The 26,074-nt window shown below is 51.4% G+C and carries 18 protein-coding genes; 13 read left to right on the top strand and 5 right to left on the bottom strand.

The genetic code is table 11. From position 1 onward, the window contains the following. Nucleotides 1-27: 27 nt before the first annotated feature. On the bottom strand, nucleotides 28-1,908 hold the full coding sequence (locus ACTQ3K_RS09625) for a heavy metal translocating P-type ATPase (protein ID WP_441567458.1): 1,881 nt from the start codon (nucleotides 1,906-1,908) through the stop codon (nucleotides 28-30). 113 nt (nucleotides 1,909-2,021) lie between these two features. Continuing rightward, nucleotides 2,022-2,240 (bottom strand): cation transporter, encoded by a 219-nt coding sequence (locus ACTQ3K_RS09620; protein WP_441567460.1) that lies wholly within the window; start codon nucleotides 2,238-2,240, stop codon nucleotides 2,022-2,024. A gap of 212 nt (nucleotides 2,241-2,452) precedes the next feature. Between ACTQ3K_RS09620 and ACTQ3K_RS09615 the strand changes: the two genes are divergently transcribed. The 6 genes from ACTQ3K_RS09615 (at nucleotide 2,453) to ACTQ3K_RS09590 (ending at nucleotide 7,834) form a co-directional block, all read left to right on the top strand. Further along, entirely contained in the window at nucleotides 2,453-3,190 is a 738-nt protein-coding gene (locus tag ACTQ3K_RS09615; protein ID WP_441567462.1) for a metalloregulator ArsR/SmtB family transcription factor, read from the top strand. Nucleotides 3,191-3,444: 254 nt separating this feature from the next. Next, on the top strand, nucleotides 3,445-4,647 hold the full coding sequence (locus ACTQ3K_RS09610; RefSeq protein WP_441567464.1) for a dicarboxylate/amino acid:cation symporter: 1,203 nt from the start codon (nucleotides 3,445-3,447) through the stop codon (nucleotides 4,645-4,647). A 40-nt stretch (nucleotides 4,648-4,687) separates the two neighbouring features. Continuing rightward, nucleotides 4,688-5,248, top strand: a complete 561-nt coding sequence (locus ACTQ3K_RS09605) for a chromate transporter (protein WP_441567466.1) — start codon at nucleotides 4,688-4,690, stop codon at nucleotides 5,246-5,248. Then, a complete protein-coding gene (locus ACTQ3K_RS09600; RefSeq protein WP_441567468.1) occupies nucleotides 5,245-5,805 on the top strand; it encodes a chromate transporter in 561 nt (186 codons plus the stop codon). Before ACTQ3K_RS09605 ends, ACTQ3K_RS09600 begins: the two co-directional genes overlap by 4 nt. Nucleotides 5,806-5,940: 135 nt before the next feature. Next, nucleotides 5,941-6,909: a biotin synthase BioB gene (gene bioB, locus ACTQ3K_RS09595; RefSeq protein ID WP_441567470.1), complete on the top strand. Its 969-nt coding sequence runs from the start codon at nucleotides 5,941-5,943 to the stop codon at nucleotides 6,907-6,909. Nucleotides 6,910-6,922: 13 nt separating this feature from the next. After that, nucleotides 6,923-7,834, top strand: coding sequence for a hypothetical protein (locus ACTQ3K_RS09590; RefSeq protein WP_441567472.1), 912 nt, complete (start codon nucleotides 6,923-6,925; stop codon nucleotides 7,832-7,834). Between the two features lie 61 nt (nucleotides 7,835-7,895). Here the strand turns inward: ACTQ3K_RS09590 and ACTQ3K_RS09585 are convergent, their stop codons facing one another. After that, nucleotides 7,896-9,164: a PTS transporter subunit EIIC gene (locus ACTQ3K_RS09585; RefSeq protein WP_441567474.1), complete on the bottom strand. Its 1,269-nt coding sequence runs from the start codon at nucleotides 9,162-9,164 to the stop codon at nucleotides 7,896-7,898. Nucleotides 9,165-9,369: 205 nt separating this feature from the next. Here ACTQ3K_RS09585 and ACTQ3K_RS09580 point away from each other — a divergent pair, with 205 nt between their 5' ends. The 6 genes from ACTQ3K_RS09580 to ACTQ3K_RS09555 all read left to right on the top strand — a co-directional run bounded on the left by ACTQ3K_RS09580 (nucleotide 9,370) and on the right by ACTQ3K_RS09555 (nucleotide 20,599). Beyond that, nucleotides 9,370-11,346 carry a hypothetical protein gene (locus tag ACTQ3K_RS09580; RefSeq protein ID WP_441567476.1) on the top strand — a complete coding sequence of 659 codons (1,977 nt, stop codon included), beginning with the start codon at nucleotides 9,370-9,372 and terminating at the stop codon, nucleotides 11,344-11,346. 25 nt (nucleotides 11,347-11,371) lie between these two features. Continuing rightward, nucleotides 11,372-12,040: an HAD family hydrolase gene (locus ACTQ3K_RS09575; protein ID WP_441567478.1), complete on the top strand. Its 669-nt coding sequence runs from the start codon at nucleotides 11,372-11,374 to the stop codon at nucleotides 12,038-12,040. A 102-nt stretch (nucleotides 12,041-12,142) separates the two neighbouring features. After that, nucleotides 12,143-12,844 (top strand): response regulator transcription factor, encoded by a 702-nt coding sequence (locus tag ACTQ3K_RS09570; RefSeq protein ID WP_441567480.1) that lies wholly within the window; start codon nucleotides 12,143-12,145, stop codon nucleotides 12,842-12,844. Nucleotides 12,845-12,875: 31 nt separating this feature from the next. Then, nucleotides 12,876-15,782, top strand: a complete 2,907-nt coding sequence (locus ACTQ3K_RS09565; protein WP_441567482.1) for a histidine kinase dimerization/phospho-acceptor domain-containing protein — start codon at nucleotides 12,876-12,878, stop codon at nucleotides 15,780-15,782. 105 nt (nucleotides 15,783-15,887) lie between these two features. Continuing rightward, nucleotides 15,888-18,179 (top strand): hydratase, encoded by a 2,292-nt coding sequence (locus ACTQ3K_RS09560; RefSeq protein WP_441567484.1) that lies wholly within the window; start codon nucleotides 15,888-15,890, stop codon nucleotides 18,177-18,179. A gap of 161 nt (nucleotides 18,180-18,340) precedes the next feature. Next, a complete protein-coding gene (locus tag ACTQ3K_RS09555; protein WP_441567486.1) occupies nucleotides 18,341-20,599 on the top strand; it encodes a carbohydrate-binding domain-containing protein in 2,259 nt (752 codons plus the stop codon). A gap of 204 nt (nucleotides 20,600-20,803) precedes the next feature. Here the strand turns inward: ACTQ3K_RS09555 and ACTQ3K_RS09550 are convergent, their stop codons facing one another. Further along, the gene (locus ACTQ3K_RS09550; protein WP_441567488.1) at nucleotides 20,804-22,042 is read right to left on the bottom strand and encodes a hypothetical protein; all 1,239 of its coding nucleotides are present in this window, start codon (nucleotides 22,040-22,042) and stop codon (nucleotides 20,804-20,806) included. A gap of 386 nt (nucleotides 22,043-22,428) precedes the next feature. Beyond that, complete coding sequence (locus tag ACTQ3K_RS09545) at nucleotides 22,429-24,282, bottom strand: DUF885 domain-containing protein (RefSeq protein ID WP_441567490.1); 1,854 nt, start codon at nucleotides 24,280-24,282, stop codon at nucleotides 22,429-22,431. A 461-nt stretch (nucleotides 24,283-24,743) separates the two neighbouring features. Between ACTQ3K_RS09545 and ACTQ3K_RS09540 the strand changes: the two genes are divergently transcribed. Next, nucleotides 24,744-25,697 (top strand): hypothetical protein, encoded by a 954-nt coding sequence (locus ACTQ3K_RS09540; protein ID WP_441567492.1) that lies wholly within the window; start codon nucleotides 24,744-24,746, stop codon nucleotides 25,695-25,697. The last annotated feature ends 377 nt before the right edge of the window (nucleotides 25,698-26,074 follow it).

Below are 26,074 nucleotides of genomic sequence, written 5' to 3'. Positions count from 1 at the left end.
GTCCCTGATTCAATCGGAGCACAGGCGTTACTCTCTGTATTTTAATGCGCGGATCGCATTTAATACGGCAATGATCATGACGCCGACATCGGCGAAGATGGCGGCCCACATGTTGGTGATGCCGGCAGCGGTGAGAGCCAGGCAGCCGAATTTGATGATCAGGGAAAATACAATGTTCTGCTTTACGATGCCGATACATTTTCTGGAAATTTTGATTGCCTTGGCGATCTGAAGCGGGTCATCGTCCATGAGAACGATGTCGGCTGCCTCGATAGCAGCATCGGAGCCCATGGCGCCCATGGCGATTCCGATGTCAGCACGGGTCAGAACGGGGGCATCGTTGATGCCGTCGCCCACGAAGGCAACCTTTTCGCGTTTGCTCCTGCCGGCAAGAAGCTTCTCGACTTCCTTGACCTTGTCGGCGGGAAGCAGCTCGCTGCGGACTTCGTCAACACCAAGCTCCTTTGCTACGGTATCAGCCACACGTTGGGAATCACCGGTCAGCATAACGGTCTTTTTTACGCCTGCTTTCTTTAAGGAAGCGAGGGCTTCCCTGGAGTGGGGCTTTATCACATCGGAGATCACGATATGACCGGCGTATTTGCCGTCAACAGCCATGTGGATGATGGTTCCGACGCTGTGACAGTCGTGGTAATCGATCCCAAGCTTTTTCATGAGCTTGGAGTTTCCGGCGGCGACGGCATGGCCGTCTACCCTTGCGGTAATTCCGTGGCCGCTGATTTCTTCAATATCGGAAACGCGGCTGCGGTCGAGTTCTTTTCCGTAAGCTCGCTGGAGGCTCTTGCTGATGGGGTGGGAGGACGCACATTCTGCCAGGGCTGCAAGCTCCAGCAGCTTTTCATTTTCCATTTCATTATGGTGAACGCCGGTCACTTCAAACACACCCTGGGTCAGAGTGCCGGTCTTGTCAAATACGATGCAGTCTGCATCGGCGAGGGCCTCCAGGTAGTTGGAGCCCTTAATGAGGATACCCTCCTTGCTGGCACCGCCGATTCCGGCAAAGAAGCTGAGGGGAATACTGATGACCAGTGCACAGGGGCAGCTTACAACCAGGAAGGTTAAGGCACGGTAGATCCAGTCAGTCCAGGCGGGATCCATGCCGCAGATGACCCGGATCACCGGAACAAAAATGGCAAGAGCCAGAGCGGCAGCACAGACAGCCGGAGTATAGATCCTTGCAAACCGGGAAATGAAGGCTTCGGATCGGGACTTCCTGGAGCTTGCATTTTCCACAAGATCCAGGATCCTGGAAACGGTGGATTCGCCGAATTCCTTGGTTGTACGGATCCTCAGAACACCATTTAAGTTGATACAGCCGCTGATGATCTCATCGCCCTCCTTTACATCGCGGGGAAGACTCTCTCCGGTTAAGGCGCTGGTGTTCAGGCTGGCAGCTCCGCTGATTACGATACCATCAAGGGGAACCTTTTCGCCGGGCTGCACTACGATGATGCTGCCGACAGCAACCTCATCGGGATCCACCTGCTTTAAGGAGCCGTCCTCTTCGATGTTGGCATAGTCGGGGCGGATATCCATCAGAGCGCTGATGTTCCTGCGGCTTTTTCCGACGGCGTAGCTCTGGAAGAGTTCGCCGATCTGGTAGAAGAGCATAACGGCGATTCCTTCGACATACTCGCCGCTTTTTGTCCAGATGGCAACGAAGAATGCCCCCAGCGTGGCAAGTGCCATCAGGAAGTTCTCATCAAATACACGACCGTTTAAAATTCCCTTTCCGGCTTTTTTCAGAATGTCATATCCGATCACCGCATAAGCGGCCAGATAGGCAATCAGCTGCGGAATACCGGTCAGCGGAAGGAAATGGAGCGCGATCAGCATAACCGATGTGATGATGATGCGGATCAGCATTTTTTTCTGCTTCTTTGTCATAATAATCTCCTTATTATTCCGGAAAAAGAAAGTCTCCGGAGATTTTACAGCAGGAAATCCGGAAGGATTTCCGATAAAAAAGGGGCCAAAGAATTTTGACCCCGAAACGCATATTACAGTTCAATTTCACAATCGGGTTCCACCTTCTTGCAGGCCTTCAGAACCTGTTTCATAACAGCCTTGGCATCCTGGCCTTCCTCAAATTCCACGATCATCTTCTGGGTCATGAAGTTTACGGTCGCGTCTGCAACACCGGCCGTTTTTTTGGTGGCCTCTTCCATCAGGTTCGCACAGTTTGCGCAGTCTACTTCGATTTTATAAGTCTTTTTCATGAGACATACCTCCGATCACAATTAAATATTTGCTTAATCATCATGGCTGTAGTATACTAAGCAAAAATCCAAAAATCAAGGGAATTGTGACCGGGATTTCCAAAAAGGCGAAGGGGATTTCGGAAAGGGAGAAAAAGGCGATTTTCGGAGAACAAGGCTCAAGAGGATCAGGGGAGATCCTGAAAATGTCCGATGGAAAAAGGAGGATTGTTATGAAAGAACTTGCTGTGGAAGAAATTACGCTGCCTCACCATCATGGAGAGAAAAAGCGGATGGGCAGTCTGTGCCGGGAATTGAAAAACATTGAACATTTTACGGCGGTCTCGGAGATTTTCCGTCAGCTTTCAGATCCCACCAGAGTCCGAATCTTCTGGCTTTTAAGCCATCAGGAGGAGTGTGTCATCAATATTGCCGCCATGATGGAAATGTCCAGTCCGGCGGTGTCCCACCATCTGAAATCGTTGACGGAAAGCGGGCTTTTAGTGAGCCGGAGGGATGGCAAGGAGGTCTATTATAAGGCTGCGGACACGGAGCAGATCGGTCTGCTTCATGAGATCGTTGAACAGGTCATGGAGATCACCTGTCCGGAGAAGGAGGTGGACTTCCAGGCATCTTCGGAGGAGATCATCCGAAACGTTCATAATTATCTGGTGGAGCATATTTCCGAGCGGATCACCATCGAGGAGCTGTCGAGGATCTTTCTTATGAATACAACGACGCTGAAGCGGGTATTTAAAAAGGTATACGGCTCCACCATCGCAGCCCACATGAAGGAGCACCGCATGGAGCAGGCGGCCATGCTGCTGATCAAGACCTCCGATGACATTGCTTCCATCGCCCAGGGGGTAGGCTATGAAAGCCAGAGCCGCTTTACCACAGCCTTTAAGGAAACCTATGGAGAGCTGCCGACCGAATACCGGAAGCGGCATCTGCGCGGGGGCGACATCTGATTCCGGTCCGGTGTCAAATGTCGGTATCCATACGGACTCCGTAAAGCTCCTTGCCTTTTCTCTTCATATTTTGTATAATGAGAACATCCGCGCGAAAAAGACAACTATCCGTGACTGGCTGACGAGCCGGAAGACCTGGAGGAAGTTTTCGGCTGTCTGTGGGCATGGGAACGGAGGATGTGTTTTTATAGGAGAAGGTCTGTGAAAACAGAGCAGACTGCGTGGAACTATGGAAGAAATGTGAGGAAAAGACGATGAAAAAGAGAAAATTAGGACTTCTGGTGCGGCTGCTGCTGGGAATCCTTGCCGGTATGATCCTGGGAGCGCTGGGTGGTCTTCTGGGAATTGAAGATACGGCCGTTTACAGCGGCTTTGTACGGATCCTTGTAACATTCACAACCCTGTTCAGCGAGTTCCTGAGCTTTATCATTCCGCTGCTGATCGTGTCCTTTGTGGCTGTCGGCCTGGCAGATCTGGGGAAAAAGGCGAACCGTCTGTTCGGAATTACCCTGATCCTGGCATACACCTCCACGATCATTGCCGGATTTGTGTCCTTTGCGGCGGGCAGTGCGATCCTGCCGTCCATGATTCATCCGATCACGGATGCGAATGTGAGCGCCAGAACGTATGAGGCGCTGTTCACCATAGAGGCAGAGCCGGTGTTCGGTGTCATGACGGCGCTGGTGCTGGCGTTCCTTCTGGGGCTTGGCATGGCAAACAGCAGGGGAACAACGCTTCTCGGATGTATCCGTGACCTTCAGGAGATCATCACAAAGACTTTAAATAAGGTCATCATTCCTCTGATCCCGGTTTACATCGCCGGTCTGTTCTGCAAGATCGCAGCTGAGGGGGAACTGCTTCAGACCATCAAGGTATTTATCAGCCTGTTTGTGCTGATCCTGATCTTTCAGTGGCTGTATATCCTGTTCCAGTTCCTGGTATCAACTCTGGTCTGCAAGGAAAACAAGTTCAAGAGCATAAAGAACATTGCTCCGGCATACTTTACGGCGCTGGGAACCCAGTCCTCGGCATCTACGATCCCGGTGAACCTGGACAGCGCAAAGAAAAACGGCGTGTCGGAGGATGTGGCAAACTTCGTGATCCCGCTGTGTGCGACCATCCATCTGGCGGGCGATACCATCTGTCTGGTGCTGGGCGCCATGGGTATCATGATGGCAAACGGCATGACTCCGTCCTTATCCATGTTTGCACCGTTTATTCTGATGCTGGGAGTGACCATGGTGGCGGCGCCCGGTGTACCCGGAGGCGGTGTCATGGCGGCACTTGGTCTGATTACCTCTATGCTGGGCTTTACGGAGCCCATGTCCCAGCTGATCATTTCCCTGCATTTTTCGCAGGACAGCTTCGGAACGGCCTGCAACATTACCGGAGATCAGGCCATTGCCTTTGTTGTAGATAAGGCAGATAAGAAAGCGGATAAGAAAACGGAAGAATAAGGACAGAAGCCGGGCGGTGCGGTGAAACAGAAAGCAGGAAATGATGAAGGAGAAAGAAAAGCGGTATGTCAGACTGTTTCTGACATTTTTAAAGATCGGTGCATTTACCTTTGGGGGCGGCTATGCCATGATTCCCATGATCCAGAAGGAGGCAGTCGCAAAGCGGCACTGGATCAGGGATGAGGATATTCTGGATATTGTTGCAATCGCGGAAAGCACGCCCGGCCCCATTGCCGTCAATTCGGCGACCTTTGTGGGATACGAAACGGCAGGCTTCTGGGGCGCATTCTTTGCGACTCTTGGGGTCATGCTCCCGTCCTTTGTGATTATTTCGGCCATTGCCTGTGTGCTGCGGCAGTTTGAGAGCCTGCAGGCAGTCCGGTATGCGTTTTTCGGAATCCGTGCCGGGGTTCTGGCATTGATCATCAAGGCACTGGTGTCCATGTACAGGCAGTGTCCGAAGAACCTGCTTTCCTGTGTGCTCATGGCGGCCTCTTTTGCAGCAGCAGTCTTTTTTAAGGTCAATGTGCTTCTCATCATTGCCTGCTGTGCAGCGGCAGGGCTTGTCAGTACACTGGCAGAGGGGAGGCGGCGCTCATGATCTATCTGGAGCTGTTTCTGACGTTTTTGAAGATCGGTGCATTTACCTTTGGAGGCGGCTATGCCATGCTCCCGCTGGTGCAGGCGGAGGTGGAGGCTCACGGCTGGATGAAGCTTTCGGAGCTGGTGGATTTTGTGGCAGTCAGCGAGAGCACTCCGGGGCCCTTTGCCGTCAATATTTCGACCTATGTGGGCATGGAGACCGGCGGCCTTGCCGGAGCATTTTTTGCAACGCTTGGTGTGGTACTGCCGTCCTTTGTGATCATTCTTCTGGTGGCAAAGTGTTTTCAGAAATTTAAAAGCAGCCGGGTGATTTCCGGCGCCATGGCGGGGTTAAAGCCGGCGGTGATCGGGCTGATCGGTTCGGCCGTGATCTCTGTGGGACAGACGGTGTTTCTGCCCTCGGGCGGACTTGTCCTGAATCCGGCGTTTCTGGTGTCGGCCGTGATTTTTGTGAGCTGCCTGCTTTTCATGTTCAAAAAGCTTCACCCGATCCTCATCATTGTTCTGGCGGCAGTTCTTGGGATCGCGGCAGGATATCTCGGGTGGATCCCGTGATATGGTAAACCGAAAGAATAAAAAGGTTGACAATCAGGAGAGGAACTTTTACAATGAAACCCAGAAAACGGATAGGTAATTCCCGCGTGGAAGCTTCCTTTCCGTAATAAAAATTCTGGAAAGGAAACGATTGTCATGACCATACAGGAATTAAAGGAAGAGATTTTTAACGGAAAACGGATCGGAAAAGAAGAGGCGCTTTTTCTCGCAGATCAGCCTTTGGAGGAGCTTTCCAGGGCGGCGGACGAGATCAGGCGCCATTTTTGCGGCGACAGCTTTGACATCTGCACCATCATAAACGGAAAGAGCGGCCGCTGCTCCGAGGACTGCAAGTACTGTGCACAGTCTGCCCATTATCACACCGGTGCGGAGGAATATCCGCTTCTGGATACGGAGGAGATCACCGCACATGCCAAATATAACGATGAGCGCGGCGTGCTCCGCTATTCCATCGTAACCTCCGGAAAACGGCTGAATGACAAAGAAGTAGATCAGATGTGTGAAAGCATCCGTGACATCAAGGCAAAGACCGGGATCGGCGTCTGTGTATCCTTCGGCCTTTTGAACGAAGAACAGTATCGGAAAATTAAGGAGGCCGGAGCCGAGCGTGTCCACAACAATCTGGAGAGCTCCAGGCGGTACTTTCCCGAGGTCTGTACCACCCACACCTATGATGACAAGATCGCAGCGCTGCGGGCAGCCCAGGCAGCCGGATTAAGTGTCTGCAGCGGCGGAATCATGGGACTTGGTGAGACCATGGAGGATCGGATCGATATGGTGCTGACAGCCAGAGAGCTTGGTGTCCGTTCCATTCCCGTCAACATGCTGAATCCGATTCCGGGAACGCCGTATGAGCATAATGAGAAGCTGAAGCCGGAGGATATGCAGCGGATCGTTGCCGTGTTCCGCTTCCTCGTACCGGATGCGTCTATCCGTCTGGCCGGAGGCCGCGGACTGCTTCCCGACAAAGGCCGTGCCTGCTTCTGCTCCGGCGCTAACGCAGCCATTTCCGGAGATATGCTGACCACATCCGGAATTACCATTGAGACGGATATGCAGATGCTGAGAGAGCTTGGATATACGCCGCGGAAATGGGAGCGGTAAAGGAGAAACCTATATGAATGAGCTGTCGAACCGTATCGCCTGTTACCATCTGCCGGGTCTGTTTGAGTTTTATGAGCTGTACCGGCTGTTTCTGCCGTTATTCCGGAAGCATCCGGAGTATTTTTATGACTGGTGTGAGATCGGCTCTGTTTACGGTGCGCCGGGAGATTGTATCTGGGGTGGAGGCCGTGTCGGCGGCGGAGACAGTGATCCTCGGGAGGTATTGGAACTCCTGTGTGAGTATGAGATTTCCGCCCGGCTGACCTTCAGCAATTCGCTTCTTCGGGAAGAGCATCTGGCGGATGAGAAATGCAATGCACTCTGCCGGCTGTTTGAAGAAAGTGAAGGAGTGCCAAACGGTGTCATTGTCCATTCGGAACTGCTTTTAAACTATCTGAAAGCCAAATATCCGGGGCTGTATATGGTTTCTTCCACAACGAAGGTACTGACGGATTTTGAACAGTTCCGGAAGGAAGTGAACCGGGAGGAGTTTCGGTACGTGGTGCCGGACTTCCGGATTAATAAGTCATTGGAAAGGCTGGACAAGCTGGAACAGAGTCAGAAGGACAAGGTGGAATTTTTATGCAACGAATGCTGCTATTTCGGCTGTAAGGACCGGAAGCAATGCTATGAAGCAGTCTGCAGGAGAAATCTGGGAGAAACGGAAGCAGAATATTCCTGTACTGCGCCGATGGCAGCGGACGGCTACCGGTTCTCCGAAGCAATGAAAAATCCCGGATTTATCGGAGTGGATGCCATTCAAAATACCTATCTTCCCATGGGCTTTTCCAATTTTAAAATTGAAGGACGGGGACTGGGAAGCGCCCTGGTTCTGGAATTTTTACTTTATTATATGGTAAAGCCCGAATATCAGATCCATGTGCGGGAAGCCGTTTATCTGGATAATATGCTGGATCTGTTCTGAGGAAGAGGTACGACTGGAATATGTTGACTCGAAAATGGTACTCAGCCGGGGGGCTTTACAGTTACTTGTTTGTTGTTTCGTGCAGCTCCTTATCCTCAAATCCGATGATCCAGGTCAGGATAAAGGAAGAGACAAAGGAGATCACTACGGTGAGAACAGCACAGATAAACCGGTCACCGAGAAAGATCGGCAGGGTGATGAGGCTGGGAGAGGCGTAGGCGGCGGAACGGACACCGGTGATTCCGGCGAATGCACCGCCGATCCCGGAGGCGATCATGCTGGCAAGGAACGGACGCTTTAATGGCAGCAGAACGCCGTAGATGGACGGCTCGGTGATCCCCATAAGAGCAACCACGGAGGTCTGGATTCCAAGACTCCTGTTTTCACGCCGTCTGGATTTTAAGGCGACAGCCAGAGCCGAGGCCCCCATGGAGATGTTGGCAGCCAGGAAGGCAGGCCGGGTGAACGGATCGAATCCGGTGGCGTTGATGGAAGCCAGGGCCAGCGGCAGGAAACAAAGACTGAAGCCGCCGGTGACGATGAGCGGAACCAGCGCCGCCATAAGTGCGATAGCGGGCCAGCCGATCTTGTTATGAATGAAATCCAGAGCGCCGCTTAATCCGTTTCCGATCAGCATTCCGACAGGGCCGAGAACGAACAGGATCAGCGGAGCCATGATCAGGGTCAGTAAAAGCGGGACTGCGAAAAAGGAGATGATGTCGGGAACCCATTTTCGCAGGAACCGTTCCAGAAAGGCACTGGCCAGTCCCACCAGAATTGCAGGGACAACGGTGGAGCTGTAAGAGATCATGGGAACGGAAAGTGTCAGAAAGCTTAAAGAGGATCCGTCCTTGACCAGATTCAGAAAATCCGGGTGGAGCAGCATGGCAGTCAGAAAAACAGCCAGATACGGATTTCCGTCAAAGCGTTTTGCGGTTGAATGTGCCAGCAGAAGCGGCAGGAAATAGAACCCGGCATTGGAAACAAAGGAAAGCACATAATAAGTATCGCTGGTTTCCGACAGAAGCCCGAGAGCTGCCAGGAGCAGCGTCAGTGCCTTCAGGATCCCGGCGGCGGTGATGACCGGAAGTGTCGGGACAAAAATATCGGAAATGATCCCGACGAGCTTGTCCATCCTCTTTTTTTCAGGCGCCGGCTTGCCCGGCGTATGATCTGTCGAAGCAGCAGCACTGCCGGTGGGTTTGCCCAGTCTGGTGCTGGTTCCAGTCTGCCCGGCAGCAGTTTCGGCTTGTCCGGCAGCGGTTTCGGCTTGCCGGAGGTTTGTTTTTTCGTTTGTCAATTCTACTTCAGAAGTCTGTGTTTTATCCATAATAAAAATCCCCCAAAAAACAGATTATGTACAGATCGGTTTTATTATAGAACGCCGGATAAGAAAAAGAAAGAGAAAAAAGAGGAGTTTTCATAAATCATTCGTTTGGTTAAGAAATTTTTAAGTTTACAAAGATTTCTGATTGACTTACAATTTGTTTATACTGATTAGAGTATGGAATGAAGCAGAAAGGTGTTTAGCCGGAATGGAACTGACTTTTGGTGAACAGATCAAAATTATTTTAAAACGGAAGAATATGACGATCCGGCAGCTTGCGGAGCTGATCGAGGTACAGACGGGGAAGCCGATGTCACGGCAGAACCTGACGCAGAAGCTGAACCGGGATAATTTTCAGGAGCAGGACATGCGGGAGGTGGCTCAGGCACTGGGGTGTCTGGTTCAGATCTCGGTGATCGATCCCATGGAGGCTACGGTGGCATCCCTGCAGGCCATCATGCCGGCAAATCCGGTTTCGGATGAAACCATGGTGCTTTCGGATGAAACCATGGTACTGCCGGATGAGACCATGGTGCTTTCGGACGAAACCATGGTACTGCCGGAGAACCCCGTGGGAGAGCCGGGGGAATCCTCGGAGAGACCGGAGGAGCCTGCGGCGTGGATGGAAAAAACGGCGGTGCAGGGAAGAGGAAGACTGGTAAGAGGCGGACGACGAACCATGGCGGTGCTGAAGCCGGCTGTAAGTCCGGAGCCGGAAGCGGCAAAATGGGGTGTGAGGACGGCAGAAGAGAAGCAGCCTGAGCCGGAGCCGGCAAAGAGCGTTAAAACCGGAACTGAACCGGAGCAGGCGGTTGAGGTCAACGGAGATCTTTTGAAAGAAATTGAGCAGGCACTGAGCCAGTCGGTGGAGAGTGAGCTTCGGGAGGAAGGCGGAGCCGGAAGCGCGGAGCAAAGCGGATATAACAGCGCAGGAGCAGAGAACGGACGGAAGCAGCAGGAGCCTCAGAATGATCCACTGGCCTGGGCAAGCAGGCGCCCAGCAGTATGGCCGACACTTCATATCCCGGAGGAGCCGGCACAGGCGGAAGAGAAATCCGCCGGCAGTGCAGAGGCGTCTGAGGAGCTGGAATTTGAACCAATCGAGGTGGAATCCGAGGAAGCTTCGATGAAGCCGGAGCCATATGCCAAAGCGACGGGGAACGCCGGGGAGCCGGAATATGCAGATGTGGAGCCGGAGGACGCCGGAGTGCCTGAATATGCAGATATGGAGCCGGGGAACGCCGGAGTGCCGGAATATGCAGATATGGAGCCGGGGAACGCCGGAGCTCTTGAATATGCAGATGTGGAGCCGGAGAAGGCCGGAGTACCGGAATATGCAGAATCAGAAACAGATCCTGCAGGCTCCGAATATGAGGCCGGGGAAGCCATGCAGTCCGGGAAGCCCCAGGATCAGCAGCCGGAGGAAATCCATCCGGAGCAGCTGGTTCAGCTTGATCCGGTATTCTTTGAGTTAGATGAGCTGGACGGCGGAGATGTATCCGGCGTATCGGCGCCGTATTCGATCAAACGGGAAGAAAGCAGCGGCGAGGGTTCCGAAAGCGGAATGGAATCGGAAACCGGGGATGAGGATACAGATGAAACCGGGGACGGCGGTCATGCTCCCATCGATTATCACTCCATGTCATCTATCCCCGGCGGAGATGTCTCCTACGTATCGGCTCCGTATGTGATCGAGCGGGAGGAGGAGCCGGAGGAGCCGGCGTACAACGGATTTTATGAAATCCCGGAGGACGAGCTGGCGGATATTGCTTATGATGAGTCGGAGGATCGTATTCCCGATTTCGGAGAGACAAAGGAAGAGCCGGATCTGGGCAAAAAGCTGGCGGAATGGGATGCTGCCGTACAGAAGACCCTGGAAAAGCCGCTGTTTCTGACACCGGAGGAGCGGCGTGCAAGGAAGGAAGCCGAAGCGGCAGAAAGGGCTGCGGCCGAAGCGGAAGCAAAGGAGGAAGCAGCCGGACTTCCGACGGTGGATCCTGCCACGGGGCGGGAGTATGAGACAAACACGGTGATGCACCATCCGTCAAAGCCGGATACGCTGTTAGTTTATGACAGTGACGAGCACCGGTGGATCGAGCAGAATGAGCGGGCGTTCAATAATTTCCAGATCCGGAAGCGGGCGCTTCTGGGAAAGGATTATGAACCGCCGGTTTACTTGGACTAAATAAGAATATACGAGGAGAACAGTCATGAAAAAGACATATAAAGGAATTATTTTTGACCTGGACGGAACACTGGTAAATACCCTGGAGGATCTGGCGGACAGCGTGAACGATGCGCTGACAGCCATGGGTTATCCCACCTGGCAGGTGGACGACTACCGCATGAAGGTGGGGCGCGGATTCCGGAATCTGATGGAAAACAGCGTTCCGGCGGACAGACGGGAGGACAGTGCAGTGATCGATGAGATGCTGACCCATTTCGTGGCTGCCTATGACCGGCGTTACCAGAACAAGAGCTGTCCTTACGAGGGAATCCGGGAGCTGCTGCATGATCTGGAAGCCCATGGGATCCAGGTGGCAGTTAATTCCAACAAGCGGACGGATTACACGGAAAAGCTGGTGAAGAAGCTGTTCCCGGAGGTACCGTTTGTGGCTGTGTTTGGTGAGCGCCAGGGGATTCCGAAGAAGCCGGATCCGACAAGCGCACTGGAGATCTCGGGTCTTATGAAGCTTGCTCCGGAGGAAATGCTTTATATCGGTGATTCTGGAACCGATATGAAGACAGGAGCCAATGCCGGTATGGATACCGTTGGCGTTGCGTGGGGCTTCCGGGGACGCGGAGAACTGGAGGCCACCGGCGCTGTCTATGTAGTGGAAACGACCGGAGAGATTCTGGAGATCGCCAAGGGACGATAGAGGCAGAGGCTGTTTCGGAAAAAATAAAGAAAATCTGAGGCGGTTATTAAGAATCGACTGGTAAAATAGGCTTAGCTTGTGAAAAATGCAGGAGGGGAAAGCATGGATGAAATTACGGTACTGGTATGCGATGATGACCGGGAGATCGTGGAGGCGATCGACATTTATCTGAGGCAGGAGGGCTACCAGGTATTAAAGGCATATGACGGTGAAGAAGCGATCCGCCTGCTGGCAGAGAATAAAGTGGAGCTGGTGCTCATGGATGTCATGATGCCCAGGCTGGACGGAATCCGGGCGACGTTAAAGATCCGCGAGACGAGCAGCGTGCCGATCATTATCCTGTCGGCAAAATCCGAGGATGTGGACAAGATCCTGGGGCTGAACATCGGGGCCGATGACTATATCACGAAGCCTTTTAATCCGCTGGAGCTGGTGGCCCGGGTAAAATCCCAGGTGCGCCGCTACACGAAGCTGGGGACGCTTGCCATGGAAAACAGTGAGACGATCCACAAAACCGGCGGTTTATGCATCAATGACGACACCAAGGAGGTCACGCTGGAGGGTGAACCGGTCAAGTTAACCCCCATGGAGTATAACATTCTCCGGTTTCTTGTTATGAACGCCGGAAAGGTCTTTTCCATCGAGCAGATTTATGAAAATATCTGGAATGAGGAGGCCATCGGTGTGGACAATACGGTGGCGGTCCATATCCGTCATATCCGGGAGAAGATTGAGATCAATCCGAAAAACCCCACCTATTTAAAGGTTGTCTGGGGGGTCGGATATAAGGTAGAAAAGCTGTAGAAGGCAGAAAAGCTGTAGCAGGAGGTTTGCGGTGAAGGGACGAAGCTATACGCGGAGAAAGAAAATAAGGGTGCTGTTTTTGTTTATCCTTTTCATGGGGATCATTATGGCAGGAAGCTTCGGACTTTATTATGTCAACAATTTCAGCAAATATCTGTTCAGCAAAAAGGAGCTGCTGACTACGGAGCGGTATGAGGATACGGAGACGCTGGAATGGAACATGCTTGACGATGTGGATCAGATCTTTGAACTGACGGCATTGTCCCAGGTGTTTGGAAACCGGGACGAGGAAAATATCCGGACGCCGCTTTACACGGCCAGGATCAACGGAACGGATTATAATCTCTGCCTGAGGGATCTCCAGAAAATCCAGACGATCATCAACAGCTATTATGAAAATCAGTATGGATCGGAAGGCGGACAGCTATACAGCGAGTCGGAGACCTGGACGGAGGATTCTGCGGATCATACAGGAGGAGACAGTGCGCCCACGCAGATGAAAGACGGATCCTATGAGGCAGAGACCGATGAGACGGCGTCCTCCTCCTACAGCTTTTATGAGGATGTGAAGGAGCAGGTCGGCTCCCAGGCGTGGCTGGATCAGTATCTGGATCAGTTTTCGGTATTGTATGCCGGCATGATCAGCGGCGAGGATTATGACCGGGATAAGATTTCGGACGAAGAACAGAAAGAGCTGGATGCGCTGGAAAGCGAATGGTTTACCATGGATAATGACAGCCGGGAGGCCATTGTAAAGGCCAATGGCTGGGAAAATTATTACGGAGATCAGTGGCCGCAGCGCTACGCACTGGAAAATTCGGCGGAGATCCTGATCTATCCGGGCCAGCGGGTCCTTCTGCTCCATGATTATATCCAGCAGAAGGAGATCCATGAGCAGGAGACGCTTCTGGAGGCATGTGACACAGCCCAGGACAGGCTGGATACCTTTTACAGACTTAAGAACCGGCTGGATGCGGAGGAGACCAACCTGCGCTACATTGTCCGTGATGACAGCATGAATCTTTGGGAAAGCAACACGGAGCTGCCTGAGTCGGAGCTGATGAAGCTGGAAAAATACGTTTCCTATGAAAGTGACAGCCACCGGATCCATACAAATTTCGAAAAGGCGGAGCCGTCGGCGTCAAGTCTGGAATATCTTTCCTCTTCGCTGGTGGGAACGCAAAAGGGTGCATCGTTTCTTGTGGCGCTGGACACCACATATCCGGTCCGGGATGATTACAGCCTGCAGTCGGCGGATTTTGCAAGCTGCCGTCCGATCCTGATCCTGTCGTTATTTGCAATCATCGGCGGATTTTTAGGCGTGGTACCGTCGTTCATCTATCTTCTGGCATCGGTAGGGCATCAGGAAGATTATGACGGGATCTGGCTGGATAAATTCGATCAGTGGCCGACAGAACCGGCAGTAGCTCTGATTATCGGCGGAATGCTGGTGATTGTCTGGTTTGGCGGAATCCTGGCACGGGTTCTTGCCTACAATTTTTTCACATCCCGAATGATCTATGATATCATGTCCATAATTTCGGCGGCCGTTTCGCTCATTATCGGACTGATCGGATTTTTCAGTATGGTAAAGCGGCTGAAGGCCGGTATTTTATGGAAGAACAGCCTGCTGCGGAAGCTGAGCATGAAAATCGGAAGCTGGATCGGAGCTATGGTGCAGAGCTGGCCGGTCAGTCTGAAAACCGCCGGATTCATTGTTCTTTACTGGATGTTCACGATCCCTCTGTGCATGTTTATTGCCATCAGCCGGCTATGGGGATCTCATCCGTTGTATTTCACAGCGATTCTGGTGTTTACGGGCGGTCAGCTCGGAACAGCAGGCTTCGTGTTATGGTCGGAGGTCAAGCGTCAGAAGATCCTGGAGGGTGTGCAGAAAATCGCAGAGGGAAATCTGGATTATGTGATCGATGAAAATGGCATGACCGGCAGCAATAAAAAGCTGGTGGAATGTATCAACAACATCGGAGCCGGGCTTCAGGATGCGGTGGACACAGCCGTAAAGAGCGAGCGCATGAAGGCAGATCTGATCACCAACGTGTCCCATGATATTAAGACTCCGCTGACCTCCATCATCAATTATGTGGATCTGATGAAGCGGGAAAATATCACCAATGAGCGGTTGAAGCGGTATCTGGAGGTGCTGGATCAGAAGTCCCAGCGGCTGAAAAACCTGACGGAGGATCTTGTGGAGGCATCAAGGGCGAGCTCCGGAAATCTGACGCTCCATCTGGAACGGCTGAATTTTGTGGAGCTGGTAAAGCAGGCCTGCGGTGAGTTTGAGGAGAAGTTTGCGGAACGGAAGCTGACGGAGGTAACCTCGTTCCCCGAGCATCCGCTTCCGGTGATCGTGGATGGGCGGCGGACCTGGCGGATCATTGAAAATTTATTCCAGAATACAAAGAAGTATGCCATGCCGGGAACCAGGGTTTATGTGAGCGTTGAGGAGGCAGACGGCTATGCCTGCTTTACCATGAAAAATATTTCCGAGACGGAACTGAATATTTCCGCAGAGGAGCTGACGGAGCGGTTCATCCGCGGCGATTCGTCCCGAACCACCGAGGGCAGCGGCCTTGGCCTTTCCATCGCCCAAAGCCTCACCAGGCTTCAGAATGGCATCTTTGAGATCTATCTGAACGGCGATCTTTTCCAGGTCTCTGTCCAGTTTGAACTGGCACCGGAAGAACCGGAGATGGAAACGGCTTCAGAAAAGGAAACAGAGGCTGATAGCGGAACAGGCGCAGAAACCGGAACGGATCACAGAACGGAATCAGCTTCGGAGTCCGGAGACAGAACTGCCGTCCGGACGGAGTCTCCGGCGCAGATCGGCGGTGGAAGCAAAGAAGAAGCCGAAGCCGAGGCAGAGTTTTTAAGAGAGGCAATGGAAGAGCTGAAAAGCAGTGGACTGCTGAAGGGATAAAACATATCGGAAATAGGAGCTTTCTCTTGACTTGTAAGGAAAATTTTATGATAATGATACCAGTGTAAAACGACTGGAAATGACAGCATACAAGGAGGACTAAAAATGGTTACCTTATGGAAGCAGGGAGCTTACCTGATAAACGGAACAGAGCTGGTTCCTGATGATGAAGCAGGGAGAGCGAAGCTGGCAGGAGAGCTGGGTGCATGTCCGGACCGGGCAGAGGCAGCGAAGCAGACCATGGCTTACGGAATCCTGGCGGCACATAATACGTCCGGGAGCATGGACAAGCTGAAAGTAAAGTTTGATAAGCTGACATCTCATGATATTACTTTCGTGGGAATTATTCAGACGGCAAGGGCCAGCGGACTGGAGAAGTTTCCGGTGCCGTATGTGCTGACCAACTGCCACAACAGCCTCTGCGCCGTAGGCGGAACCATCAATGAGGATGACCATATGTTTGGCCTTACCTGTGCGAAGAAATACGGCGGCGTGTATGTGCCCCCTCATCAGGCAGTCATCCATCAGTTTGCCAGAGAGATGCTGGCGGGCTGCGGAAGAATGATCCTGGGCTCGGACAGCCATACCCGTTACGGTGCGCTGGGAACCATGGCCATGGGTGAGGGTGGACCGGAGCTGGTAAAGCAGCTCCTCGGAAAGACCTATGATATCAACATGCCCGGTGTTGTGGGCATTTATCTGACCGGAAAGCCGGAAAAGGGCGTTGGTCCTCAGGACGTGGCGCTGGCCATCATCGGTGCGGTGTTTGCGAACGGATATGTAAACAATAAGGTTATGGAGTTTGTCGGACCTGGAGTAGAGAATTTAAGCGCAGATTTCCGGATCGGTGTGGACGTTATGACCACAGAGACCACCTGCCTGTCTTCCATCTGGACCACCGATGAGAAGATCCGTGAATTCTATGAGATCCATGGACGGGAAGCGGATTATAAGGAATTAAAGCCGGGGAAAACGGCATACTACGACGGAATCGTGGAGGTAGATCTGAGCAGAGTGAAGCCCATGATCGCCATGCCGTTCCATCCCAGCAATACCTATACCATCGAGGAGGTTAATGCAAACCTGACGGATATCCTGGCCGATGTGGAGAAGCGGGCCAAGGTAAGCCTCGGCGGCGCGGTGGATTACAGTCTGGCGGATAAGGTCCGTGACGGAAAGTTCTATGTGGAGCAGGGAATCATCGCAGGCTGCGCAGGCGGCGGCTTTGAGAACATCTGTGATGCGGCGGATATTCTGGCAGGTGCAAGCATCGGAAACGGAGCCTTCACCCTCAGCGTATACCCGGCAAGTATGCCGGTTTACATGGAACTGATCAAGAACGGTGCGGCGGCGAAGCTCATGGAGACCGGTGCTGTGTTAAAGACCGCATTCTGCGGCCCCTGCTTCGGTGCGGGTGACACGCCGGCAAACAATGCGTTCAGTATCCGTCATTCCACCAGAAACTTCCCCAACCGGGAGGGCTCCAAGCTCCAGAGCGGACAGATCGCTTCGGTTGCCCTTATGGATGCGCGTTCCATCGCAGCAACAGCAGTCAACAAGGGCCGTCTGACACCGGCCACGGATATTGATGTAAATTACACGAAGCCGAAGTACTTCTTTGATAAGACCATTTATGAAAACCGTGTCTTTGACAGCAAGGGCGTGGCGGATCCCTCGGTGGAGATCCAGTTCGGTCCCAATATCAAGGACTGGCCGGAGATGTCGGCGTTGACTGAGAACCTGCTCCTGAAGGTGGTTTCCGAGATCCATGATCCCGTAACGACCACCGATGAGCTGATCCCTTCCGGCGAGACCTCTTCCTATCGTTCCAATCCTCTCGGACTGGCAGAGTTTACCCTGTCCAGAAAGGATCCTGCGTATGTGGGACGTGCGAAAGAGGTTCAGGCGGCGGAGAAGGCAAGAATCCGCGGTGAGCGTCCCTGCCAGGTGCTTCCGGAGGCGGGCGAGGCTATGAACGCTGTCCGCACAAGGTTCGAGGATGCCGGACGGGAGAATACCGGAATCGGCAGCACCATCTTTGCCGTGAAGCCGGGCGACGGATCGGCAAGAGAGCAGGCGGCGTCCTGCCAGAAGGTTCTGGGCGGCTGGGCCAATGTGGCCAATGAATATGCCACTAAGCGGTACCGCTCTAACCTGATCAACTGGGGCATGCTTCCGTTCCTGATCGATAAGGGAGACCTGCCCTTTAAGAACGGAGACTGGCTGTTTGTTCCCGGAATCCGGAAAGCCGTAGAAGAGAAGCAGAGCGAGATCAGGGCGTATGTGACCGGTGACGGCATGAAGGAGCTCACGCTCCGTCTCGGAGACCTGACGGATGACGAGCGCCAGATCATTCTGGACGGCTGCCTGATCAATTACTATAAGGCAAATCATTAAAGAATGCCGGGGCTGCCGGCGTTATAAAACAGAGATTATAAAACAGAGTTGAGTTTCAGAGAAATTTAAGCTTCCTCCTGTATGATGTTCCCATCAGAAGAAACCGGGGCATGGTGTTTCCGGTGCAAAGGATCTGACGAGAATCATACAGGAGGTTTTTTATGAAGAAAATCAGACAGGCGGCAGCGGTGGTCATGACAGGGATACTTCTTGTGACGGCGGCAGGCTGCCAGACGGCAGATACAGCCCAGGGAGAGTCCGGGCAGACAGCAAACACAGTCCAGGGAGAGTCCGGGCAGACGGCAGATGCGGAAAGCAGCGGGGAAACCGGGCAGACGGTGGATCAGTCGGTGATCGAGGCCGCAGCAGAGGAAGCAGAGAGCATAGACGACAGCTGGTCGGAGGATGAGGTGGATTCCGTTGTGACGCTGGAGGGAGATACCGCAGAGGAATCCGGAAGCGGCGTCCAGATTGACGGGAATACGGTGACGGTCGTAAAGGGCGGTACCTATCTGTTCCGCGGAACCTTAAACGGACAGATCGTAGTGAATACGGATAAGAAAACGGATGTACGGCTGATCCTGGACGGCGTGACCATCACCTGCGAGGACAGTGCACCCATCGATGGGATCCTGGCACAGACCATCACGGTGACGCTGGCGGAGGGAAGCGAAAATGTCCTGACCGACGGCACCGGGTACGTTTATGATGATGCGTCCAAGGAAGAACCGAACGCGGCGCTTTATGCCAAGAATAACCTGGTCATCAACGGAAACGGAAACCTTACTGTCAACGCAAACTGCAACTATGGGATCAATGCCAAGGACAGTCTGATCCTGGCAGGCGGAACCGTCACGGTCAACAGCGTGGGGGACGGGATCCGCGGCAAGGATTCGGTGATCATTCTCGGAGGAACGTACAATGTTACCAGTCAGTCCGACGGGATCCAATCCTTTAATGATGAGGATGACGACTGCGGTTGGATCTATGTCGTCGACGGAACCTTTGTGATCGATGCCCAGGAGGACGGATTCCAGGCAGAGACGCTTTTGCTGACGGAAGGCGGAAGCTATCAGGTGACGACCGGAGGCGGAAGCGAAAACGGAAGAATCCATAACGAAGAAATGGGCGGTATGCCCGGAAATGGCGGAGCGCCGGGGAACGGAGCGCCCGGAGGAAATGGCGGAGCGCCGGGAAACGGAGTACCCGGAGGAAATGGCGGAGTTCCAGAGAACGGAGCCGGCGCCGGAAATAGTGGAGCACCCGGGAATGGAGCACCCGGGAATGGAGCCTCCGGAGGAAATGGCGGAGTTCCAGAGAACGGAGCCGCCACCGGACATGGAGGCGGACCCGGAAACGGAGATACAAACAGTTCCGGCGAGGAGCGGGAAACGCCGCCGGACATGGAGAATGGAACGCTTGCCGATGGGGAAACCATGCCGGACATGGGAGATATGACGCCGCCGGACATGGAAGACGGAACCTTTGCGGACGGAGAAACGCCGCCGGACATGGGAGATATGACTCCGCCCGGTCAGAATGACGGAAATTCAGACAGCGGAAGCAATGCGGATGAGAGTGATGACGATATCCTTGACGATGCTGATGATGTGACGGATTCTGTGAGCCGGAAAGGACTGAAAGCAAGACTGTTGTTATCCATCAGCGGCGGAACCTATGAGCTGAACTGTGCCGATGATTCGCTCCACTCCAATGGAGATCTAACCGTCAGCGGCGGAGCCTTCACCATGGCAACGGGAGACGACGGTGCACATGCCGACGGAACGCTGACCGTAAACGGCGGCGAGATGGAGATCACCACCTGCTATGAAGGGTTAGAGGGAACGGAAATCGATGTAACAGGAGGAAGTGTGACGCTGACTGCTTCCGATGACGGAATCAATGCGGCGGGCGATGCCGGTGCAGTTCTGGTGTCCGTCAGCGGCGGAATTCTTCAGATCAATGCGTCCGGCGACGGACTGGATTCCAACGGAGATATAGTAATGACCGGGGGCGAGGTCTATGTGAGCGGCCCCACCGGAGACGGAAACGGTTCGCTGGATTATAGTGGAGAATGCCGCATCGACGGCGGCCTGCTATTCCTGGCCGGAAGCACCGGGATGCTCCAGAATCCCAGTGAGGATTCCGGTCAGAATACCATCACGGTGGTATATTCGGAGCAGCAGGAGGCCGGAACGGAAGTGTCCCTCTGGACGGCCGACGAAGCGGTGATTGCGTCCTTTACGCCGGCGAAAGCTTACGCAAGCATTCAGGTATCCGCGCCGGAGCTGGATGACGGAACCGTGGTGTCCCTTTACAGCGGAGAAGAAAAGCTGGGAGAAATTACCGTGAGCGGAAGTGTAACCGTGGCAGATGAGACCGGGGCCGAGACCAGTGTGCGGACAATGGGCGGCCGGTAAAAGGAAGTATAAATGCGGCTCCACTCACACATTTCAGGCGGTTCCGATTGGAAGTCACCGCTGGAACGTGCGGGGAAGCTGCAGTCCGAAATAGCCTGCTTTGCTGCCGTCTGGATTAAAGCAAAGTAAAACACGGAAATAAGAGCGATGCGGACAAGAGGGTAAAACCGCACCTTATGATTTACCAGGTAAGACATTCAAGATTCAATTCCCGAAATGTGACGGAGTTTTTTGTTTGTTCAAACCATCCGATTGTAGTTCCGTGGCTGATGAAAAGTCCGTTTCCATTGTTTTCCCAGGAAAGAAATTCTTTTTTTCTAAGTTGACGAGATAGTTGTTTCGGGAATTTTGAAAAACAGCAGCCTGACAATCTGGCCAGAGTGCGTGATAAATTTCAAATCCGGCGGAAGTCTCCGGTAATTCCCAGATATCCAGGGAAGTCAGATCAATCAGAATCCCGCTGTTATCACCGTTTTGAATATCTTCCAGTTTGTTTTTGTATAGAGATAAAAATAGATAATCCAGGTTTCCGCTAACATAGTGGGAAAGCCCGTTTTTAATTCCAAAACTTGAGCTTTTTCCAAGCCCGTCGTCTTGATAACGGACGATTTGGACATCCGGCTGATCTTCTGGATGGTCGCCATTCAGTTGTTCATGTTCCAGATAAATGGCATCATTACTGCCTCCGCTGTAAAGAATATAATCTCCGGTAATGGTGCCGTCTTTGTTTTGAGAATGAGCGGTCCGGGCAACTACTTTAAAGTTTTCCAGTGATTTTAGCGGATCAAGCTGCTCTACAAATGAGAGGCTGGTAAAATCTTCGGTGTCGGCTGTAATAAAAATGTCGGATTCATTATGCCATACCTGTGGGATTGATGTCGTTCGTACGGAGTATATCTCATGGCTTTTTCCAGAGGAATCAATTCGGCAGACGCAGACGAGCCAGGGAAGATCGGAATCTGTTGGTGAAGCTGAAACAAGATAGAGCCTTCCGGCGATAATGACTTCATCAAGAAGATAGGGAAATTTTTCTTCACACAGTATGGATTGAATTTGAAGAGTTTCTCGATTGATTTTCTGATAAACGATTTCATCAGAATCGTCCGAAGAAACGGAACAGAAAATAGAATGTTCATCATAATCAAGCAGCTTGTACTGTTTCGGTAATTCATTTTCTGAAGATACAAGAATTTCTTCTGAACAGAAGTTCTGAATTTGAGACTCTCCATTTTCAAGTTGTTTTAAAGACCGTCTGCTGCTGCGAAGATTTATATCCCAGGTATCCTGATTGGAATCAGCTGAGGATTCTATGCTATCTGATTCAGTTTGATTGCTTTCAGGAGAGTTTGTGTGAGACATAGATGATTTATTTGAGGAACATCCAGATAAAATTACTGCGGAATATATGATTCCCAAAAAGCAAATCCATTTTTTAATATACATATTTTATCACCAAATCATACTCTGACGAAAATGAGCACTATTTGCAAGACATAAAATCAAAAAAATCTTTTCTTCATAAAAAACTCCTTTCATGTAGATAATTATGTTTTGACATGGACATGGTTGATTAGTTCCATTGGAATGTCCTCCTTTCTATTTTATACTAATAGAATATCAAAATAAAAAAATCTGTCAATAGAAAAATGCAAAATAAAATAACTTATAAATTTATAAAAGAAAATAAATAGAAAATATTATAGAATAAAATATATAAATAAATAGATTTCTGCGTAAAATAGAACGAAATAACGGAACTCCAACACAACGGCCGATACCGTTTTCAGCAGTTGTATGGGGGTTCCGCTATTTCGCTGTTTCGGAGCATCCTACTTCTGCTCTTCCAGCCACTGATCAAGATACTCATTCAGTGTGGTGAAGGAGCAGGTGCCCATATTCAGAATAAAGGTATGGAATTCTTTCAGGTCGAAGCTGCTTTCCAGGGCGGCTTCGGCTTTTTCGCGCAGGAGTATGAATTCCAGGTAGCCCACATAATACTTGAGGTAATAGGCGGGTTCGCTGACGATGGTGTTATAAAAACTTTGAACGAACTCTTCGCCCTGATCACCGAAGTAGGTATCGATCAGCTCCGCAATCTCATCGGTGCCGCAGCCTTCGTAATGGATCTTTAAATCGGCAAGCGCATGAACGGCGAGGGTGATGGAGGAGTTGATCCGGTAAAGCTCTGCCAGATCGGCGGAACGGTCAGTGAGCTGGTTGTTCATGGCATAGGATTCATGCTCCACATAAAGTCCCCAGCCTTCGCTGTAGCCCTCATAATCCAGAATCTTCCGCAGCGGTTCGGTGATGGTGGCGGATGCGTAAACGATCTGGTAAAGATGACCGGGGTAGCTTTCGTGAGCCAGCGTGGAAAACAGGCTGCTCTCATCGGTCTGGCTCTCGTTGATGTAGATGGTATTTTCTGATAGCGCATCAATGGGAGGAATCATGTAGAACGCAGGGCTGGTCAGGTCAGCCATGTAATCCGGCACATACTTGATCTGGTAGGAAGCATCCACGGGAAGCTCCGGATAATCTGCCTTCATGGCTTCTTTCAGATCTTCGATGATCTCCTGGGGAGTCCGGTTCTCAGGAATCGTTCCGTCAAACTGATCCATCAGTTCCGGATTTTTCTTAAACAGGAGCTGCATCTTCAGAATTTCGGTACTGATCCGGTCTTCGATCAGCGCAGTCAGTTCCTCCGGTGTGTGGCCGGAGCCGACCATGCTTTTGATCAGCCATTCATAATATCCTTCTCCGCCTTCAATCTGGCAGAGACCGCTGTTTGTATTTCCTGTGCTGCGGATTTCCTTCAGGCAGGAGATAATGGAACGGTAGCAGGGAAGGACCCTGGTGTTTACCAGCTCTTCATTCTGTGCTGTGTACTTTGCCTTCTGATCCTCGGAAAGAGCGTTCAGGCTGTTCAGACGCTCCGTGAAGGACGAAAGATAAATGTTTTCTTCACTGGAGGTCAGGAATGCTTCGATCGCATCCACGACCTCATCAATCGAGGAATCCGGCATGACGAAGCCTTGCTTCGCCCGTTCTTTTTCGAACTGGATCAGGGAATCCACATAGTCGGGAACGAGCGTCAGAAGTTTCAGATAATCGGTTACATCCTGTTCGCGGCGGAAGGTATATTCGGCCATGGTGACAGAAAAATTACTCTGAAAACCGGTGATCGGAGAAAATGCTTCCTGATAATAGTAATAATCGGAGCCTTCGAGCGCCGTTTCCAGATAATCCATCAGCACATCATAGGTAAGCTTCTGATCCTCAGTAAGATCGTTCCGGTCGATGGCATCCAGCCGGTCAAACAGATCATCCTCTTCGCTGGTTACATCGTCCTCTTCCTCCAGACTTAACACAGGAAGAGCCACATCGTAATCGGTGATTCCGTAATTTTCCGGATACGCCAGGGAATAGTGAAGCGTGATCATGTCAGAGGTGACTTCATCCTCAAAAAGCTCCTTACAGAGCTTGGAAAACTGATCCCGGGTTTTCTGAGCGTCCGCAGACGGAGGCTGGCTCTCATTCTGACTGCCGGATGGAGCGGTAGCGGAGGGGGTCTCCGATCGGAAAGGATTTCTGCCATTTGTAAGCTTAACAGGCAGCGTGCAGCCGCTGACCATCAGGAGCAGTGCAAGAAACAGGGCAAGAAGTCTTGTGGTTCGTTTTTTCATGAGTACCTCCTTCTGTAAGGCGTCCTATGGTGAAGTATATGTAAAAACAGGAAGAAAAACCAGCAGGATTAATGGAAATTCTCTTCCGGGTTAACAGAATAAAGAAAAAAAGATTTACCATTATTATACAGTTGATTATAAGCGAAAGATAAAGCAAAATTCAAGCACTACATAAAGTCCTGTGAGGAATGGAAGAAGCCAATGCTCTAAGAAAAAGAGGAGAGTAATAGTCTAAAAACTACTCGAGATTTTGGAAAAAATCTGCCATAATACGGTTGTATATCTATAGGGTAAGAGGAATGATATCCTTTTTGCGTTTGCCGGAAGAACGGTGGTTTGATATGGAAGTCCTAACCACGACCGGCAGATCGATCTTTCCGGTTAAACCTTCTAGCTTCTCCGGCATGTCCGCTGTCGGAGAAAGTAAGTAGCGGACAGAAATGATTCTGGGAGGAATGAAAATGAAGAAAAAACTTCTAAACCTTCTGCTTACGCTGTGTCTTGTGCTTACGCTTGTTCCTGTATCGGCATTTGCAGCAGAAGCGCCATCGTTTGGTGGTGGGACAGGTACACAGGAAGACCCGTGGCTGATTACTTCACAAGAGGATTTGATTGCTTTGGCAGAGTTTCTGAACTCTGGTAATGCAGAAACGTTTGATACTGAGGCCGCAGGTATTGGAAACTGCTATGGCTATTACTTCAGGCAAACTGCTGATATTGACCTGACAGGGGTATCGTGGGAACCGATTGGTTATTTCGGGAGTTACTATTTTGCGGGAAACTATGATGGTGACGGTCACAGCATAACAAATCCGGTTTCTACCGGAAAAGTAGACCCGGACGGTTTTGCTACGGCGGGCATTTTCGGATGGGTCGCTTTCGGCTCGGTTCACAATCTTCATGTAAAAAACGCAAACTTTGTGGCAATCGGTCAAAATAACTACAGTTATGTGGGCGGTATTGCAGGTTTGTGCTATGGTTCATCCATCAAAAACTGCTCGGTTGTGAATTCTTCTCTGGAGAGCAGACGCAACAACAATAATAACTGTGCAGGAAGCATTGTGGGTTATTCCACCGGCGGAACATTTGAAAAGTGCGCTGCCGAAAACAACCAAATTAGAACTATGGCTTACGGCGGTGGTTTTGTCGGTGAAGTGGACGATGACCCTGACTATGGAGTCGGCAATTCTAAATTTACAAACGGCTATGTTGCAAACTGTACTGTGATTTCTGAAACTGATGATAGTCAGGGAACAAGTTTTTCGGGCGGTTTTGCTGGAGAGATTACGGCTTCAACATTGACCATTCAAAATTGCTATGTGTATCAGGCGACGCTTTCTACCGTGGGAAATGCTGTGCCCCAGGAAACCGGTGTTTTTGCGGGCAACCTGTGGGGGGGGCAGTACGATTGCTGATACAAACTGCTTCTTCGGAGCGTGCGGAATAACGAAAAACGCAGGTACAGCCGGTGAAAAGACAGAAGAAGAATTTGCAAATGGCACGGTGGCAGAATTGCTGGGAGAAGCATTTGCGCAGGCTGGTGATTATCCGAAATTCAATGGTCCTGCCGATTATAGCACGTTGAATGAATTTTAAAAATCTGATTTGGGTATAGAAACCATAAGTTAGTCATGCAATGGTATACTGAATAGGTATCCTCCTGCAGAAGGAGGTCCTATGCCGAAAGAAGAAAGGAAAAAGGGGACACATTTAACTTGGGATGACAGGCATGAAATTCAGAAGGGACTGAAAGAACATCGTACCTTTAAAGAGATTGCATACATTATAGGCT

The sequence above is a fragment of the Candidatus Paralachnospira sp. LCP21S3_A2 genome (genome assembly GCF_052118925.1).
Taxonomy (GTDB): domain Bacteria; phylum Bacillota; class Clostridia; order Lachnospirales; family Lachnospiraceae; genus Lientehia.
This window is presented reverse-complemented; position numbering and strand designations above follow the sequence as displayed.

Bases quoted from the DNA above. Each gene is read 5' to 3' on its own strand.
- ACTQ3K_RS09625 (WP_441567458.1), bottom strand. From the start codon at position 1,908: ATGACAAAGAAGCAGAAAAAAATGCTGATCCGCATCATCATCACATCG.
- ACTQ3K_RS09620 (WP_441567460.1), bottom strand. From the start codon at position 2,240: ATGAAAAAGACTTATAAAATCGAAGTAGACTGCGCAAACTGTGCGAAC.
- ACTQ3K_RS09615 (WP_441567462.1), top strand. From the start codon at position 2,453: ATGAAAGAACTTGCTGTGGAAGAAATTACGCTGCCTCACCATCATGGA.
- ACTQ3K_RS09610 (WP_441567464.1), top strand. From the start codon at position 3,445: ATGAAAAAGAGAAAATTAGGACTTCTGGTGCGGCTGCTGCTGGGAATC.
- ACTQ3K_RS09605 (WP_441567466.1), top strand. From the start codon at position 4,688: ATGATGAAGGAGAAAGAAAAGCGGTATGTCAGACTGTTTCTGACATTT.
- ACTQ3K_RS09600 (WP_441567468.1), top strand. From the start codon at position 5,245: ATGATCTATCTGGAGCTGTTTCTGACGTTTTTGAAGATCGGTGCATTT.
- bioB (WP_441567470.1), top strand. From the start codon at position 5,941: ATGACCATACAGGAATTAAAGGAAGAGATTTTTAACGGAAAACGGATC.
- ACTQ3K_RS09590 (WP_441567472.1), top strand. From the start codon at position 6,923: ATGAATGAGCTGTCGAACCGTATCGCCTGTTACCATCTGCCGGGTCTG.
- ACTQ3K_RS09585 (WP_441567474.1), bottom strand. From the start codon at position 9,164: ATGGATAAAACACAGACTTCTGAAGTAGAATTGACAAACGAAAAAACA.
- ACTQ3K_RS09580 (WP_441567476.1), top strand. From the start codon at position 9,370: ATGGAACTGACTTTTGGTGAACAGATCAAAATTATTTTAAAACGGAAG.
- ACTQ3K_RS09575 (WP_441567478.1), top strand. From the start codon at position 11,372: ATGAAAAAGACATATAAAGGAATTATTTTTGACCTGGACGGAACACTG.
- ACTQ3K_RS09570 (WP_441567480.1), top strand. From the start codon at position 12,143: ATGGATGAAATTACGGTACTGGTATGCGATGATGACCGGGAGATCGTG.
- ACTQ3K_RS09560 (WP_441567484.1), top strand. From the start codon at position 15,888: ATGGTTACCTTATGGAAGCAGGGAGCTTACCTGATAAACGGAACAGAG.
- ACTQ3K_RS09555 (WP_441567486.1), top strand. From the start codon at position 18,341: ATGAAGAAAATCAGACAGGCGGCAGCGGTGGTCATGACAGGGATACTT.
- ACTQ3K_RS09550 (WP_441567488.1), bottom strand. From the start codon at position 22,042: ATGTATATTAAAAAATGGATTTGCTTTTTGGGAATCATATATTCCGCA.
- ACTQ3K_RS09545 (WP_441567490.1), bottom strand. From the start codon at position 24,282: ATGAAAAAACGAACCACAAGACTTCTTGCCCTGTTTCTTGCACTGCTC.
- ACTQ3K_RS09540 (WP_441567492.1), top strand. From the start codon at position 24,744: ATGAAGAAAAAACTTCTAAACCTTCTGCTTACGCTGTGTCTTGTGCTT.